At 45.3% G+C, this 13,885-nt stretch carries 14 protein-coding genes and 1 riboswitch; of the genes, 1 reads left to right on the top strand and 13 read right to left on the bottom strand.

Annotation, left to right across the window (positions count from 1 at the left end; genetic code table 11):
• Positions 1-67 precede the first annotated feature (67 nt).
• The 6 genes from arsS to GJS45_RS03610 all read right to left on the bottom strand — a co-directional run bounded on the left by arsS (position 68) and on the right by GJS45_RS03610 (position 4,364).
• A complete protein-coding gene (arsS, locus tag GJS45_RS03635; protein WP_162340107.1) occupies positions 68-1,099 on the bottom strand; it encodes an arsenosugar biosynthesis radical SAM (seleno)protein ArsS in 1,032 nt (343 codons plus the stop codon).
• Between the two features lies 1 nt (position 1,100).
• A complete protein-coding gene (locus GJS45_RS03630; protein WP_162340106.1) occupies positions 1,101-1,433 on the bottom strand; it encodes an arsenosugar biosynthesis-associated peroxidase-like protein in 333 nt (110 codons plus the stop codon).
• A gap of 491 nt (positions 1,434-1,924) precedes the next feature.
• Positions 1,925-2,248 (bottom strand): type II toxin-antitoxin system VapC family toxin, encoded by a 324-nt coding sequence (locus tag GJS45_RS03625; protein ID WP_162340105.1) that lies wholly within the window; start codon positions 2,246-2,248, stop codon positions 1,925-1,927.
• On the bottom strand, positions 2,245-2,457 hold the full coding sequence (locus tag GJS45_RS03620; RefSeq protein WP_162340104.1) for a hypothetical protein: 213 nt from the start codon (positions 2,455-2,457) through the stop codon (positions 2,245-2,247). Before GJS45_RS03620 ends, GJS45_RS03625 begins: the two co-directional genes overlap by 4 nt.
• A 684-nt stretch (positions 2,458-3,141) precedes the next feature.
• On the bottom strand, positions 3,142-3,717 hold the full coding sequence (locus GJS45_RS03615; RefSeq protein WP_162340103.1) for a DUF4256 domain-containing protein: 576 nt from the start codon (positions 3,715-3,717) through the stop codon (positions 3,142-3,144).
• Between the two features lie 23 nt (positions 3,718-3,740).
• Entirely contained in the window at positions 3,741-4,364 is a 624-nt protein-coding gene (locus tag GJS45_RS03610; RefSeq protein ID WP_162340102.1) for a Crp/Fnr family transcriptional regulator, read from the bottom strand.
• 143 nt (positions 4,365-4,507) lie between these two features.
• Between GJS45_RS03610 and GJS45_RS03605 the strand changes: the two genes are divergently transcribed.
• The gene (locus GJS45_RS03605) at positions 4,508-4,744 is read left to right on the top strand and encodes a hypothetical protein (RefSeq protein WP_162340101.1); all 237 of its coding nucleotides are present in this window, start codon (positions 4,508-4,510) and stop codon (positions 4,742-4,744) included.
• Between the two features lie 73 nt (positions 4,745-4,817).
• Here the strand turns inward: GJS45_RS03605 and GJS45_RS03600 are convergent, their stop codons facing one another.
• From GJS45_RS03600 to GJS45_RS03570, 7 genes are all read right to left on the bottom strand, one after another.
• The gene (locus GJS45_RS03600; protein WP_162340100.1) at positions 4,818-5,543 is read right to left on the bottom strand and encodes a tetratricopeptide repeat protein; all 726 of its coding nucleotides are present in this window, start codon (positions 5,541-5,543) and stop codon (positions 4,818-4,820) included.
• The gene (locus tag GJS45_RS03595) at positions 5,543-6,967 is read right to left on the bottom strand and encodes a CCA tRNA nucleotidyltransferase (RefSeq protein ID WP_162340099.1); all 1,425 of its coding nucleotides are present in this window, start codon (positions 6,965-6,967) and stop codon (positions 5,543-5,545) included. The genes GJS45_RS03600 and GJS45_RS03595 overlap by 1 nt, the downstream gene beginning before the upstream one ends.
• Positions 6,964-7,434 (bottom strand): hypothetical protein, encoded by a 471-nt coding sequence (locus GJS45_RS03590; protein ID WP_162340098.1) that lies wholly within the window; start codon positions 7,432-7,434, stop codon positions 6,964-6,966. The genes GJS45_RS03595 and GJS45_RS03590 overlap by 4 nt, the downstream gene beginning before the upstream one ends.
• A 53-nt stretch (positions 7,435-7,487) precedes the next feature.
• The gene (gene metF / locus GJS45_RS03585; protein WP_162340097.1) at positions 7,488-8,441 is read right to left on the bottom strand and encodes a methylenetetrahydrofolate reductase [NAD(P)H]; all 954 of its coding nucleotides are present in this window, start codon (positions 8,439-8,441) and stop codon (positions 7,488-7,490) included.
• A 25-nt stretch (positions 8,442-8,466) separates the two neighbouring features.
• Positions 8,467-11,178 carry a methionine synthase gene (gene metH / locus GJS45_RS03580; protein ID WP_162340096.1) on the bottom strand — a complete coding sequence of 904 codons (2,712 nt, stop codon included), beginning with the start codon at positions 11,176-11,178 and terminating at the stop codon, positions 8,467-8,469.
• Positions 11,179-11,182: 4 nt separating this feature from the next.
• A complete protein-coding gene (locus GJS45_RS03575) occupies positions 11,183-12,226 on the bottom strand; it encodes a homocysteine S-methyltransferase family protein (RefSeq protein WP_162340095.1) in 1,044 nt (347 codons plus the stop codon).
• A gap of 73 nt (positions 12,227-12,299) precedes the next feature.
• A riboswitch (SAM riboswitch) is annotated at positions 12,300-12,401 on the bottom strand.
• A 102-nt stretch (positions 12,402-12,503) separates the two neighbouring features.
• Positions 12,504-13,814, bottom strand: a complete 1,311-nt coding sequence (locus tag GJS45_RS03570; protein WP_162340094.1) for a hypothetical protein — start codon at positions 13,812-13,814, stop codon at positions 12,504-12,506.
• Between the last annotated feature and the right edge of the window lie 71 nt (positions 13,815-13,885).

Genomic DNA, 13,885 nt, shown 5'->3' with positions numbered 1-13,885 from the left:
AGACTTTTCGGTTATTCCCTCAGCCCCCATTGCGTATAGGTATTGTTTGCAAACGTTCATTCAATTATCAGGATGTTTGTCCGCCACAACTGGACCCCGGGCCTGCAGTACAACCATAGCAATGCTGATTCACCTCAATCTCCCGGCTATTAAGCCCTTCAAAGTCAAAATCCGATAGGTGTTGTGCTGTACTTTTAACTTTTATGTCAAGCATCTGATTAAAGTCACAGTCATAGATATATCCATCCCATCCTATAGAGAGGGTATTTCGACACATCACCTTACCGGCTGCATTTGGGTTAAAGGCCTCAACGAGTTTTTGCATATAATTTTCATAATTATTACTTACCAACAAATAGTCAAGAAAACGACTGATTGGCATGTTGGTAATTACATAGAGGTTATTGAACTCAATACCAAACCGCCTTTTAAGTTCTCTTTTATAGTCCGCTTCAAGTGTTTCCTGCGAGCCGGGCAAAATGGCTCCGGTTGGGTTATATACAAGGTTCAACTCTAAACCTGTTCCTTCAATGCCATACCCAATTTCATTTAACATTCTAATAGCCTTTACCGATCGATCGAACACACCATCACCCCTTTGGCTGTCCGTTCGCAGGGAAGTATAATGGGGTAATGAAGAAATAACTTCTACCCTATGTTTAGCGAAGAATTGCGGTAAATCGTTATATTTCTTATTAGCCGTAATAATCGTCAGGTTGCAACGATCCATAATGTGTTTTCCTAAAGCGGCTGCCTCTTCCACAAACCAGCGAAAATTCGGATTCATTTCAGGAGCACCACCCGTAAGGTCAACTTTAGGAATGTCATGAACGGCAAGTATATCCAGGCATTGCTGCATGGTTTTGCGGGTCATGATTTCCTTTCGGTCGGGTCCGGCATCCACATGGCAGTGCTTGCAGGTTTGATTGCACATTTTACCTAGATTTACCTGAAATATGTCAATCCCGGTTGGTTTAAACGGGTACAGACCAACGTCCTTCAGCTTGCTGTCGAAGGGTTCATGATCGCTTTTATTCAGTACTTCCATTTGCGCATCTGAGCTGGCGAACAGATGTCCCTGAGCTTTTAATGACTTCATATTACATCATTATCTTTTTAGTCTGGTTCATCATTTGCACACCATGAACCAAAGAAGCGCCACCTCTTATAGCTCCGGCTACATGCACAGCTTCCATTAACTGTTCTTCTGTGCAGCCCTTTTCCAAGGTGTCCGAAGTGTAAGCATCAATACAATAAGGGCATTGAATAGCATGAGCCACTCCCAATGCAATCAGCGCCTTTTCACGGCCCGTAAGAGCACCTTCTTTGAAAACCTCTCCGTAGTAGTCAAAAAATTTGTCAGCCAGCTTCTTTTGAAACTCTCCAATGTTACCGAACTTTTTTAAATCTTCTGGTTTGTAATAGGTTTCCATAATTATCAATTTTATTTATTTTAAATTATTAATTAATATTTTCCTACATCTGTATAAAGCTATGTCTTGGTAGGGGTTTACGTGTATAGGTACGATGTCCAACATCCCTTCCCCTTTTTCATTGGTCAAATTAGGGATTTCGGATAAGGAATCAAGCGTGAACGGGTGTTTTTTGATACCAGGCGGCCGCTATTGCTATTTGGTATCGATACCTTTTGGCTATTTTGGTAGTGACAATCGATTTCCGGGCGTTGGTTATTTTCAAGGAAAAGTGTTTTAGTTAAGGGTTTCACGCCAAGACCGCAACGAAGCGCAGCGAACGCGGCGGGATGCAAACCGGGAGTGTGTGGCATCGTCATTTATCAGCTTCGGAAGGGTGATTGGAGGTAATGATAGAAGTGGCGGTGGGACAAATGACTCCCAATTTAATTATTCATTTCGGGTTATCCGAAATATTTTAGTACCTGGATGTCATTTGTTATTATTTCCAGCTATTTGGATTTTGCTTGTGATATTATCATTCGATCAAATGGGTCTTGATGATGGAAAGGTAACGTTTGAAGTGTTTCCAGGTCTTCAAAATTGAACTCAAGAATAATAAATCCTTTTTGATTAAGATATTCCTCAAGATCAGTCAAGCTGCCTTTTAGTTTTAATTTGCCGATGTTTAATTTGATGGCAATCTCCCATAAACTTGCGTTACTTAGAAATACTGTATTATCAATATTCTCAATTTTGGTCTGAGTGTCTTGAGTTATTCTATTATCACCTACCATATACCAAAGTAGTATATGAGTATCAATCAGGTATTTCATTTTTGATAATCTCTGAATTGATCAAGAGGAGCATTGAAGTCATCATCGATGAACTCAATTAAGTACTTTCCCGAACCAAATATTTTCTGGTTCGATTTACTCTTGGTACTGAGTCGCTTTTTCAAATTCATTAGCTTAATGATGTCCCGCTGGTCATTGAGCTTGGCAATCCAGTCAATTAGTTCCACTTTTATAGCGTCAATGTTCATAATCAAAAGCACTAAAATATTACTAAATATACGACAAAATTCCCGCTTTGTTAACTGTTGGTTGTTTTTGCATGTGCCACAACATCAGTATAAAACTATGTCTTGGAAGGGGTTTGCGTGTATAGGTACGATGTCCAACATCCCTCCCCCTTTTTCATTGGTCAAATTAGGGATTTCGGATAAGGAATCAAGCGCGAACTGGTATTTTTTAAATTAGGCTGCCGCTATTGCTATTTGGTGACGATACCTGTTGGCTATCCTGGCAGTGAAAATCGATTCCCGGAGGTTGGTTTATATGAGGAAAAGTATTTTAGCTAAGGGTTTCACGCCAAGACCGCAGCGAACGCAGCGGGATGAGATACTTGAATACATGGCATCGTGATTACCCATTTTTTTTGGGGGGGGTAAAAACCTTCGGAAAATGGTTTCACGCCAAGACTGCCAAGAAGGCGCAGCGAATGCGGCGGGATGCAGCACCGGAGTCAATGTCCTCTTGATTTCTGAAATAACAGGTCCGATTGGGAAGTGGTCGGGGAATCGGAATGAATCGGTTTGATCCCCGCTACCTTTCTCCCGATTTACACGATTGGAAGGAATAAAAAAGGGAAGGATTCCATTGGTCAGCGATGCCCTTCCCTCATTTGTTGGAGGCCCATCCTGACAGCGAATAATCTGAAACCTGATTCAAACCAAAAGTGCTGCCCGAAAGCCTCGTGCGGAATAGTAGGACTGTGCCCCGTTATGATAGATAAACACCCGACCGTAGCGGTAGTCGCCAAATAAGGCTCCGCCTAGAAGTCGAACGGATTGGGGGGTATCTAACCAGCTGGAGGTTTTGGTGTCCAGCGGGCCAAACTGTTGGAGGTACTGGTATTGGGCTTCCGTCAGCAGGGAAACCCCCATGGAGCGAGCCATGTCCTGCGCATTGTTTTCAGGGGGATAGGACTTTCTGGACTCCAGCCCTTCCCTATCGTAGCAAACACTTCGACGCCCTTTGGGGCTTTCGGGGGAACAATCAAAAAAGAGAATACTGCCGGTTTCTGAATCCAGGCCTACCATATCCGGTTCACCTCCTGTGTCCTCCATCTGCTGTAGCGACCAGAGCTTTTCCGGCTGTTCTTCCAGCCTTTTTTGAATTGGTGTCCAGGAATGGCCTTGGTGCCGAATCGGATGCTCTTCAAACCGGTGCTTTAATAGGCCTAATAAAGCCTCTCCCTGATCGGCATACCAGTCTTTGAAATCTTTAGTGCGGGTATTCATAGTATTGTGAATTGATTGAGCGTTCAGGACTCTTCCAGGAGTTTTTTCCTAATCCTGCTAAGAGATTCCGGTTGGATGTTCAGATAAGATGCCAAGTATTTCAAAGGCACTTGTTCCAGATAAATTGGGTATTTTTCAAGCAGTTTAACATACCGCTCCCGAGCAGAATCTACCATCAGGGAAATTTCCCTTTTTTCTCTCCAAAGGTAATATTGCTCTACTGCTGTCCTGCCAAAATAATTGCTCTCGGGATACTGCTCGTACAATTGATGTAAAAACCGGTAAGGTAAAGAAGCTAAAACACTTTCCTCCATCGCTTGTATGCAAAACTGCGATGGTTCTTGTTGAATAAAACTGGAATAAGAACAGCTAAACTCATGTTGAAAAGAAAAATCAAAGGACCTTTCTTCCCCTTTAACCATCAAATAATGCCGGGTGCTGCCAATAAGTACGATCGAGAGGTACTTTTCGGTATCGCCCTCATTTAAAATGAAATCGTCCTTTTTGTATTTTCTGATTTTAAATCCCTGCTTAAATACTTCCCATTGCTCCTCACTCATCGGTAAATAGGCATGTAATAACTCCCTGGCAGTTTGGAGGTGCTGCTTGTATTCCTCAGCAGAAAGAGACGGTTGTGGTAATGACATACCTGCGAGAATATTTTTTACCTCTAATTTCCACCTCAAGGTAAGTAATTCCTTAACATAGGTCAATTCGCGGGGTATAAAATGCGGATACCTTTGCCTCATCGACTAATTGGATGAAAATAAAGCTTGAACAAAAAGAAACCATGAAATATTTACTGAACCTATTGAAATATGTTTTTCTGAGCTGTGCCGGTGTGTATTTTGCCCTGCATTTGATCATTTTTGTTAAAGATCCCCATATGGATCTTATGCGTCATTTGGAAAACATCGGTCCGGGAATGTGGATGATTGTAGCCGGCCTGCTGTTTCATCACTTAAAAAACAAGGACATGAAAGCGCTTTTTAATGAAAACGAAGAGGAGAATAAAACCCAAAAGTAAGGACCTAAAAAAACAATGGCCTGCCCCTACAATTGTGGGACAGGCCGCTGCGTACTGAGAATTATTGGAAAAATTACAACTCTCCCAGATTTTCCTTTGCCAATTGAAATTCAGGACTGAGCGCAAGCGCTTCTTCGAAAGCGGCTCTGGCTTCCTCAGCACTTCCCTGGTCTTTATATATCAATCCCTTCAGGTTCTGAGCCGCTGCCACCATACTGACTTCCTGCGTGTTGTTATCCCCCATAGGAAAGTTTAAATTTTGCTCGGCTGCCTTTTTATCCTTAATCAGCATGTTGACTGAATTCAGGGCTTCATCGTATTTTTTCAGGGTGTATTGTAGGTATCCGGTTTTGTACAAGCTAAAAAGATCTCCCGAAAGTAAATGTAAGGATTCAAAATGCGGCAAGGCGCGTTCCAAGGCACCAAGTTGCTCCAGGGAAAAGGCGGCTACTCTAAGACCGGTAAGACTTTCATCGTTTCTTTCCAGAATATCCAACGAAACCAGCGCCGCTGAACCATACTGCTCCATCTCAAAATACAGGGAAGCCAGAGTTTCGGCATAGGAAAGATTCCGGGGATTTCGCTCCATGAGCTCGTAGAGCTTTATTTTGGCCACAGATACGTCGTTATACCTCATGGCCAGGGAGTAAATCCGGTTATCTACCTCATTTTGAGCCTGCTTGCTGCCGGAAGCGGCAGCGATGGTGGAGTCGGGACTGGCATTTTCCTGCGCCCTCAATACCCCAAGTGTACTGAAACACAGCAACATAATCAATACAGCATATTTCATATTCATCATCAATAGTTTGTTTTTTTCTCAATTCCTTTTTTTGCGGCTAATCGGTACATTAACTCCAAAGCTTCTGATTTATTGTTTTGAATTTGTCCCTCCAGGATGGCTTCTTTGATTTCCTCTTTCAGATCCCCTACCACCCGGGAAGGTTTGAGATCAAATATAGCCATGATTTCATCTCCGGATACAGGAGGCTGAAAATTTCTTAATTGATCTTTGGCTTCTACCTCTTGTAATTTCTTGTCTACTTTATCGAAATTCGCCAAAAAACGTTTGACTTTGTGGTCATTTTTTGATGTTACATCTGCCCGACATAGCTGCATCAGGTCTTCAATATCGTCTCCGGCTTCAAACAGTAACCTACGAAGCGCTGCGTCCGTTACCTTGTCGTTTACCAGTGCGATCGGTCGCAGGTGCAATTTTACCAACTTTTGAACGTATTTCATTCTTTCGTCCATGGGAAGTTTCAATCTTCGAAAAATCCCAGGGGTCATACGGGCTCCCTTGTCTTCGTGCCCGTGAAAAGTCCAGCCTACTTTTTGATTAAACCGTTTGGTGGCAGGTTTGGCAATATCGTGCATAATCGCCGCCCAACGCAGCCAAAGGGAATCCGTTCGGGCTGCCACATTGTCCAGCACCTGCAAGGTATGGTAAAAATTGTCCTTGTGTGATTTATCCCCGACCGAATCCACTCCCTGTAAAGCTACCATCTCCGGAAAAAATTCCGCCAGCAATCCGCTAACAAATAGCAACTTAAACCCATAGGAGGGCTTGTCGGTCATGATGATTTTGTTCAACTCATCTATGATCCGCTCGCCAGAAATAATGGAAAGCCGGCTGGCATTCGTAATGATGCCGTCAAAGGTATCCGGGGCAATGTCAAACTTTAGCTGGGATGCAAACCGAATGGCCCGCATCATTCGAAGGGGGTCGTCAGAAAAGGTGATGTCCGGGTCGGAAGGCGTGCGAATGATTTTTCGTTTCAGGTCCTTGACACCGTCAAAAGGATCCACCAATTCTCCAAAATTTCCCTGATTGACCGCAATTCCCAGGGTATTGATCGTAAAGTCTCTCCGTTCCTGATCTTCCTGAAGGCTTCCTGCCTCCACTTGTGGTTTTCTGGAATGGCTCTGGTAGGATTCCTTTCTGGCTCCGACAAATTCCACCTCCCAATCCCCCACCTTTATCATGGCCGTACCGAAATTTTTAAAAACACTGACGGACGTTTTTTCTTCCAATGACTCAGCTACTGCTCTGGCCAGGCGAATGCCATCACCTATACACACAAAATCAATGTCCTTACTCGGCCGGTCCAATAACAAATCCCGGACATACCCGCCCACCAGGTAGGTTTCCATTTCCAATTGGTCTGCTACCGCCCCCACCTGGCGAAAAATGGATATGCTATCTAACGATTTTTCTAGATTCATGCGTTACGTATTTTCACCTTTCCGTCGGCATGGAGTTCAATGGATCTGGCTCCCTTTTCCGCAAGCGGAAATGCCTGGTCGGAGCCGATCAGCTCAGCGGTTACCAACTCCGGAATCCACTCCATGTACACGATTTCCCGCAATTCAAACAGGAGCCGGTGCCAATAAGGTGATTTGATCAATGCAAATGTAATCAATCCTTCGGAAATCATCTCCGTCCCCAAAAAGCCTTTCGGGGGGCTTTGAAACATTACCGTATCCGGAGAAAATTCCACCAGGTCCAACGCCACCTCTGAAAACGACCCCACCAAAGCTTGCAATTGGTAGGTCTCATGGATCAAAAATACGCCCTTGCCTGTGGGCTGCCAGGATCCAGCCTTTACCCATCGAAAGCACTTCCCTTTTGGATCTTTAAAGGTAAGTGATTCTGTTTCTTTGAACTGGTTTTTTGCCGCCCGGTAGTCCACTGGATTGATTTATTTCGTAATGATTAGAAAAGGAAATGGGTGTGGAAAAACCACTAAAACACCTCTTTAGCTACCCGATAGGTAGCATCGGCACGGCTCATGGTGTAATAATGGAGGGAAGGCACCCCGTATGCTACCAATTCCTTGCTTTGCTGAATGGCCCATTCGATGCCCAATTCCTTTACATCCGAATTGGTCTTGCACTTTTCCAGTCCTGCCAACAGGTCATCGGGAAGGTCCAGGTAGAAAATTTTGGGAAGGTTGACGATTTGTGAAAGGGTCGTAATGGGTTTCAATCCCGGAATGATGGGGATGTCTATGCCCATCTCCCGCACTTTTTCCACGAAGGCAAAGAATTTTTTATTATCAAAAAACATTTGGGTAACGATGTAGCTGGCTCCGGCATCCACCTTTGCCTGTAGTTTTTTCAGGTCAAAATTCAGGCTGGGAGCTTCAAAATGCTTTTCGGGATAACCAGCTACGCCCACACAGAAATCGGTTCGAAAGCCAACTTCTGTTTCGTCATTTAGGTAGCGGCCATGATTCATGCCGACAATTTGGCCAACCAAATCGGAGGCGTACCGGTGCCCGTCCTTATGGGGTACAAAGTTCGCTTCCGTCTTGGGGGCATCCCCACGCAGGGCCAGTACATTTTCCACGCCGATAAAATAAAGGTCAATCAGGGCATTTTCGGTTTCCTCTTTTGAAAAGCCACCACACAACAAGTGCGGCACAGCGTCAACCTTAAACCGGTTCATGATGGCGGCGCATATCCCCACCGTTCCCGGACGCTTCCGGGTACTCACTTTTTCCAGCAAGCCATTGGCATGTTTTTTATAAATGTATTCTTCACGGTGATAGGTGACATCAATAAAAGGAGGCTGGAACTCCATCAGTGGAGCGATCCCCTCCAGGAGGTTACTAAGGCTTTGCCCTTTCAATGGGGGCAGAATTTCAAAGGAAAATAAAGTTTTCTTTGCAGCTTTTATGTACTCTGTTACTTTCATTTCGTTTTTTTGATATGCAGAGGCATTAACCTTCTTGGGACAACTGAGGGGAATAGGATAAGTTCGGTGAAAGCCACCTTTCTGCCTGGGTCTTGGAGACCCCTTTACGCCGGGCATAATCTTCCACCTGGTCTTCCCCGATTTTTCCCAGGCCGAAGTATTTGCTTTCCGGATGACCGAAATAATAGCCACTGACCGACGAGGTAGGATACATCGCAAAACTATCTGTTAGGGTCATTCCAATATTTTTTTCCACCTCCAACAAATCAAATAAGGTGCGTTTCTCCGAATGTTCGGGACAGGCAGGATAACCGGGAGCCGGGCGTATTCCAGTATAGGATTCCCTTATCAGCCCTTCATTGTCCAGTGATTCATCAGGATCGTAGCCCCAATACACTTTCCTTACCTGTTCGTGCAGGTACTCTGCTGCTGCTTCGGCAAGTCTATCTGCCATGGCCTTCAGCATGATATCGTTGTAATCGTCCCCTTCTTCCTGAAAGGCTTTAATTTTAGCTTCAATTCCAAGGCCAGCCGTGACGGCAAATCCCCCGAAATAATCTTTTTTCTTCGGATGGATGTAGTCCGCCAGGCTACGGTTGGGAACCCCTTTGCCCTTTCGCCCCTGTTGTCGAAGAAAATGGAACACAAACTGCTTGCTGGACGTAAATTCCGGATCGATCAACAGGTCATCTCCCGAGCGGTGAACGGGAAAAAGCCCCAGGACCGCTTTGGCTTTCAACCACCTTTCATTCACAATCCGATCCAGCATGTTGTTGGCATCATTATAAAGTTTCAACGCCTCCTTACCGACTACCGGATCCTTTAATATTTTAGGAAATTTACCAGCCAACATCCAGGTACTGAAAAAGGGTGTCCAATCGATGTATTTTCGAATAATCCCCAGGTCCAGATTTTCCAGTACTTGTACGCCCAGCTTTTTGGGGATAAATGGCCGATAGGTAGGCCAGTCCAGTTGAACCGGATTCGTTTTGGCTTCCTTGTAGGTCACCAGCTGCTTTACCTGCTGCTTGGCCTCATGTTCATCGCGCAACTTGCTATACAAGGCCTTCATGTCGAGTCGGTATTTTTCCTTGCTCTCTTTGCTGATCGCCTCTCCTGCTACCGGTACGGATTTCGAAGCATCTGCTACATGCACTACGGTACCGCTGTATACCGGGTCAATTTTAACGGCCGTGTGAATTCGGGAAGTGGTGGCACCGCCTATCAACAGGGGTATTTTAAGCCCCCTTCTTTCCATCTCCGAGGCCACATTTACCATTTCGTCAAGCGATGGCGTGATCAATCCACTCAAACCAATGATATCCACTTGCTGGGCCACTGCTTCATCAATGATCTTTTCCGTTTCCACCATGACTCCCAGGTCAATGATCTTATAGCTATTACAGGCCAAAACCACGCCTACGATATTCTTTCCAATATCGTGAACGTCGCCTTTCACGGTAGCCAACAGGATCCGGTTAATATTGTCAGATTTTGCGTCGTCATCGTCATTTTCTTCCGGGAGCGGCATGAAGGGCTCCAGGTAGGCTACCGCCTTTTTCATGACCCGGGCACTTTTCACCACCTGAGGTAAAAACATCTTCCCTTCTCCAAAAAGGTCTCCTACCACATTCATCCCATCCATCAGGGGGCCTTCGATTACTTTTAGAGGGTCGTTTAGCGACAGCCGGGCTTCTTCCGTATCTTCCACTATATGGTCCAAAATACCTTTCACCAGGGCATGCTGTATGCGCTTTTCTACGGGTTGACTTCTCCAGGCTTCATCGGTCTTACTTTTCTTACCCTGGGATTTTACCGTTTCTGCAAAATCCAGGAGACGCTCGGTGGCATCCTCACGCCGGTTCCAGATCACGTCCTCCACGTGTTGCAATAGGTCCTTCGGGATGTCATCATAAATCTCCAACATGCTTGGATTGACGATTCCCATATCCATGCCGTTTTTGATGGCATGGTATAAAAATACCGCATGCATGGCCTCTCTGACCGGGTTATTTCCTCGAAAGGAAAAGGACACATTACTTACGCCTCCACTGACTTTTGCACCGGGAAGGTGATTTTTGATCCATCGGGTAGCTCTGAAAAAATCGATCGCATTGGTCCTATGCTCATCCATCCCTGTGGCTACGGGAAAAATATTGGGATCAAAAATAATATCCTGTGGATTAAACCTTACCTCTTGGGTAAGAATGTCGTAACTCCGCTGACAAATTTGAATCCTCCGTTCATAGCTATCGGCCTGCCCTTTTTCGTCGAAGGCCATGACTACCACGGCGGCCCCAAATTTTTTGATGGTTTTGGCCTGTTGGATGAATTCCTCTTCGCCATTTTTCAAACTGATGGAATTGACGATGCCTTTTCCCTGTATGCATTTAAGGCCGGCAAGAATAATTTTCCACTTGGAGCTGTCTACCATCACCGGGATCCGGCAGATCTCGGGTTCGGAAGCAATCAAATTCAGGAATTTTACCATGGCGGCTTCGCCATCGAGCATGGCTTCATCCATGCAAACATCCAGAATCTGAGCACCTCCCCGCACCTGGTCCAGGGCTACTTCCAGTGCTTCGTCGTAATTGCCGTTCAGGATCAGCCGGGCAAATTTTTTGGATCCGGTTACATTGGTTCTTTCGCCGATATTTACAAAATTGATCGCCGGACCAAAAACCAAGGGTTCCAATCCGGAAAGTTTCAATGTGGGTTTGTTGTTCGTTGCGCTCATGAAATTATTTTTCTGGAATAGATGCCTTTAATTGCCGCGGCGAAAATTTGGATGCTGTGTTGGAGATGGCTGCTATGTGTTCGGGAGTGGTGCCGCAACATCCACCCACGACGTTGACCCAACCTTCCTCAAGAAAAGCTTCGAGCTGTTCGTTCATCTCTCCGGGTCCCTGATCGTATTTACCAAATTCATTAGGTAAACCCGCATTGGGATAGACACTGACGTAAAAAGGGGCATTTTCTGCCAATACTTTCAGGTACGGCCGGAGTTCTTTTGCTCCCAAGGCACAATTAAGACCGATGCTCAACAAGGGAACATGAGAAAGCGAAATCAAGAAGGCCTCCGTCGTCTGTCCCGAGAGGGTCCTGCCAGAGGCATCCGTAATGGTTCCGGAAACCATGATGGGAATCCCCCCCTCATGCGGATCCAACGGAATGCTCCGCTTCTCAAAAACCTCCTGTATAGCATACAGTGCCGCCTTGGCGTTAAGCGTATCGAAAACCGTTTCTACAAGTAGTATGTCTACCTCCCCATCGAGCAGTCCTTCTACCTGCTCACTGTAGGCCTCTACTAGCTGATCAAAGTTAATGGCCCGGAATCCGGGGTCGTTCACATCGGGTGAAAGGGAAGCAGTTCGATTGGTAGGACCGATAGCTCCGGCGACAAATCGGGGCTTTTTCGGATTGGATGCCGTACAGGCATCGGCCACTTCCCTGGCCAGTTTTGCCGATTCAAAATTGAGCTGGTAAGCCAGGTCGGCCAATCCATAATCTTCCTGGGCGATGGAAGTACTGCTAAAGGTATTGGTTTCAACAATATCCGCACCGGCATCAAAATAGGCTTTATGGATATCCTTGATTATTTCAGGCCGGGTAAGGGAAAGCAGGTCATTATTTCCTCTAAGTGATTTTTTAACACCATACAAGGCCTCATTTCTAAAATCCTCCTCCTGCAGGGCATACCGCTGAATCATGGTACCCATGGCTCCGTCCAAAATCAAGATTTTTATCTGTAACTGCTGTAGTAATAATTCGGTTCTGTTTGGCATGTTGTCGTAATTTATAAAAAACTTATACGAGCATGAACCGGCGTAAAACTAGAAAGGTTTATCTAACTTTTTCGGCTCATCTTTATCCGGCATTTCCGGAACGGGAATTAGCACCTTGTCACATCAGGTTGCTAAGACATCATAGGGCCCTACCCTCCGTCTTTCTCGATAAGCAATGCCAAAAGTAACAGGAATTCAGCAAAAAAAATCCCTTTTTTTAAAAAACTTTGCTTTGGAAAGGCGAAATGAAAAATCGCAAAATGGAGATTCACCCTGCTTAGGGGCGAAGACCCAGGCCTATCTGGAAATAGGGACCGGAAAGATACCTTGCCATGGATAGTTCACCTAGGCGATACCGACTCAACGGAACTTCGTATCCGGCATGAAGGGAATAAACGAATCGAAAGGTGTTTTTTGAAAGCGGCATGGAATAGGATACCAAAACTTCTGATTTACTCATGATCCCACTATTTCGCAAGTAGCCGTCAAAATCGGGTTCTTCAAACAGCAAAGGGAAGTCGGGTTTATTCTTATTTTCAAGCGTGTAGCGGATGTTACCGTACCCAATTCCACCGATGACACCCATTTCCAGATTACGGCGTTTGTACAACTGATAGCCATAATTTCCATACACCCGCACACTATTTAGCGTCTGTTGGTAATCTTCACTTGCTTGTCCGCTATTGGCGACGTTAATTACATCTACTCCGTAAATCCATCTTCTGTTTTCTCCCAGAATTTTCATCCCCAGGTTAGAAGGGGTACTACCCAACGGGTTCCATCCATTTTCCTGTAGGTAAGCATTTAACCGGTCGGGGTTCCGGAATGTTTTTCCATAAAAGAAATGAACGCCAATTCCTGCGTCGGGAAAAAACAAGTTTTGATCTGGCATGGAGAGTGCCGCTCCCAATCGAAAAAAGGCTCCACTTTGCAGGTTATCGAAGGTAATGTCATTCAATTTCCAGGCCCCTTCGAAGGGACTGAAGGAATACCCGAATTTTCCTAAAATCCCCAAATTTTCTTCGAAAAGGGGCAGGGGTACGTCGTACCCAAACTGAAAGCCGATTTCCGTCAGAAACCCACCCAAATTGGAACTGCCTCGCTGAATGTCATGCTGACGAATAAGAAATCCCTGGGCCGGCTGATCCAGAAAACTTCCCAAATCCGCCACCTTTCGGTCATCTGTGAGCATTTGGAAATTAAGGTACCCTGCTCCAAGAGACATGTAGTGAATCAAGTGAAAGCGGCCCTCCTCGGTGAGTGAATACCCAATGTTCAGATAAAAACGGGTGGTGCGATGATCCAGGGTATAATCCCGGAAATACGAATTGGTGCCGTTATTCTGAAACAGCTCAAAACCCAATATGAAATCTGTCAGGCGATACTGGTATCCCAAGCCAAACGTTCTATACCCTCCCCTAAGGGGGGAAATCCCTTTCTCGGCCAACATATCATTAAACTCGCGAATATTTGAACCGGAACTGCCTAAAAGAAAATACAGTGTAGACCGCTCGGATAGGTTTTCCTGAGCCCGCAGACTTCCAGTCAGGCCTAGAAAGAGCAGTAAAACATATAAAATTCCTCTCATAATGCCGTTTAAAGATGCAAAGGTAGAACTTAAACCGGGGAAAAACCATACCGCTCACCTATTTAACCCTG

This window comes from Cyclobacterium salsum (assembly GCF_010119245.1).
Lineage (GTDB): Bacteria > Bacteroidota > Bacteroidia > Cytophagales > Cyclobacteriaceae > Cyclobacterium > Cyclobacterium salsum.
The sequence above is the reverse complement of the archived record's forward strand: the minus strand, read 5'-3'. Positions and strand labels throughout refer to the sequence as shown.

Excerpts from the sequence above, each read along its gene's own strand:
- arsS (WP_162340107.1), bottom strand. The coding sequence starts at position 1,099 with ATGAAGTCATTAAAAGCTCAGGGACATCTGTTCGCCAGCTCAGATGCG.
- GJS45_RS03630 (WP_162340106.1), bottom strand. The coding sequence starts at position 1,433 with ATGGAAACCTATTACAAACCAGAAGATTTAAAAAAGTTCGGTAACATT.
- GJS45_RS03625 (WP_162340105.1), bottom strand. The coding sequence starts at position 2,248 with ATGAAATACCTGATTGATACTCATATACTACTTTGGTATATGGTAGGT.
- GJS45_RS03620 (WP_162340104.1), bottom strand. The coding sequence starts at position 2,457 with ATGAACATTGACGCTATAAAAGTGGAACTAATTGACTGGATTGCCAAG.
- GJS45_RS03615 (WP_162340103.1), bottom strand. The coding sequence starts at position 3,717 with ATGAATACCCGCACTAAAGATTTCAAAGACTGGTATGCCGATCAGGGA.
- GJS45_RS03610 (WP_162340102.1), bottom strand. The coding sequence starts at position 4,364 with ATGTCATTACCACAACCGTCTCTTTCTGCTGAGGAATACAAGCAGCAC.
- GJS45_RS03605 (WP_162340101.1), top strand. The coding sequence starts at position 4,508 with ATGAAATATTTACTGAACCTATTGAAATATGTTTTTCTGAGCTGTGCC.
- GJS45_RS03600 (WP_162340100.1), bottom strand. The coding sequence starts at position 5,543 with ATGATGAATATGAAATATGCTGTATTGATTATGTTGCTGTGTTTCAGT.
- GJS45_RS03595 (WP_162340099.1), bottom strand. The coding sequence starts at position 6,967 with ATGAATCTAGAAAAATCGTTAGATAGCATATCCATTTTTCGCCAGGTG.
- metF (WP_162340097.1), bottom strand. The coding sequence starts at position 8,441 with ATGAAAGTAACAGAGTACATAAAAGCTGCAAAGAAAACTTTATTTTCC.
- metH (WP_162340096.1), bottom strand. The coding sequence starts at position 11,178 with ATGAGCGCAACGAACAACAAACCCACATTGAAACTTTCCGGATTGGAA.
- GJS45_RS03575 (WP_162340095.1), bottom strand. The coding sequence starts at position 12,226 with ATGCCAAACAGAACCGAATTATTACTACAGCAGTTACAGATAAAAATC.
- GJS45_RS03570 (WP_162340094.1), bottom strand. The coding sequence starts at position 13,814 with ATGAGAGGAATTTTATATGTTTTACTGCTCTTTCTAGGCCTGACTGGA.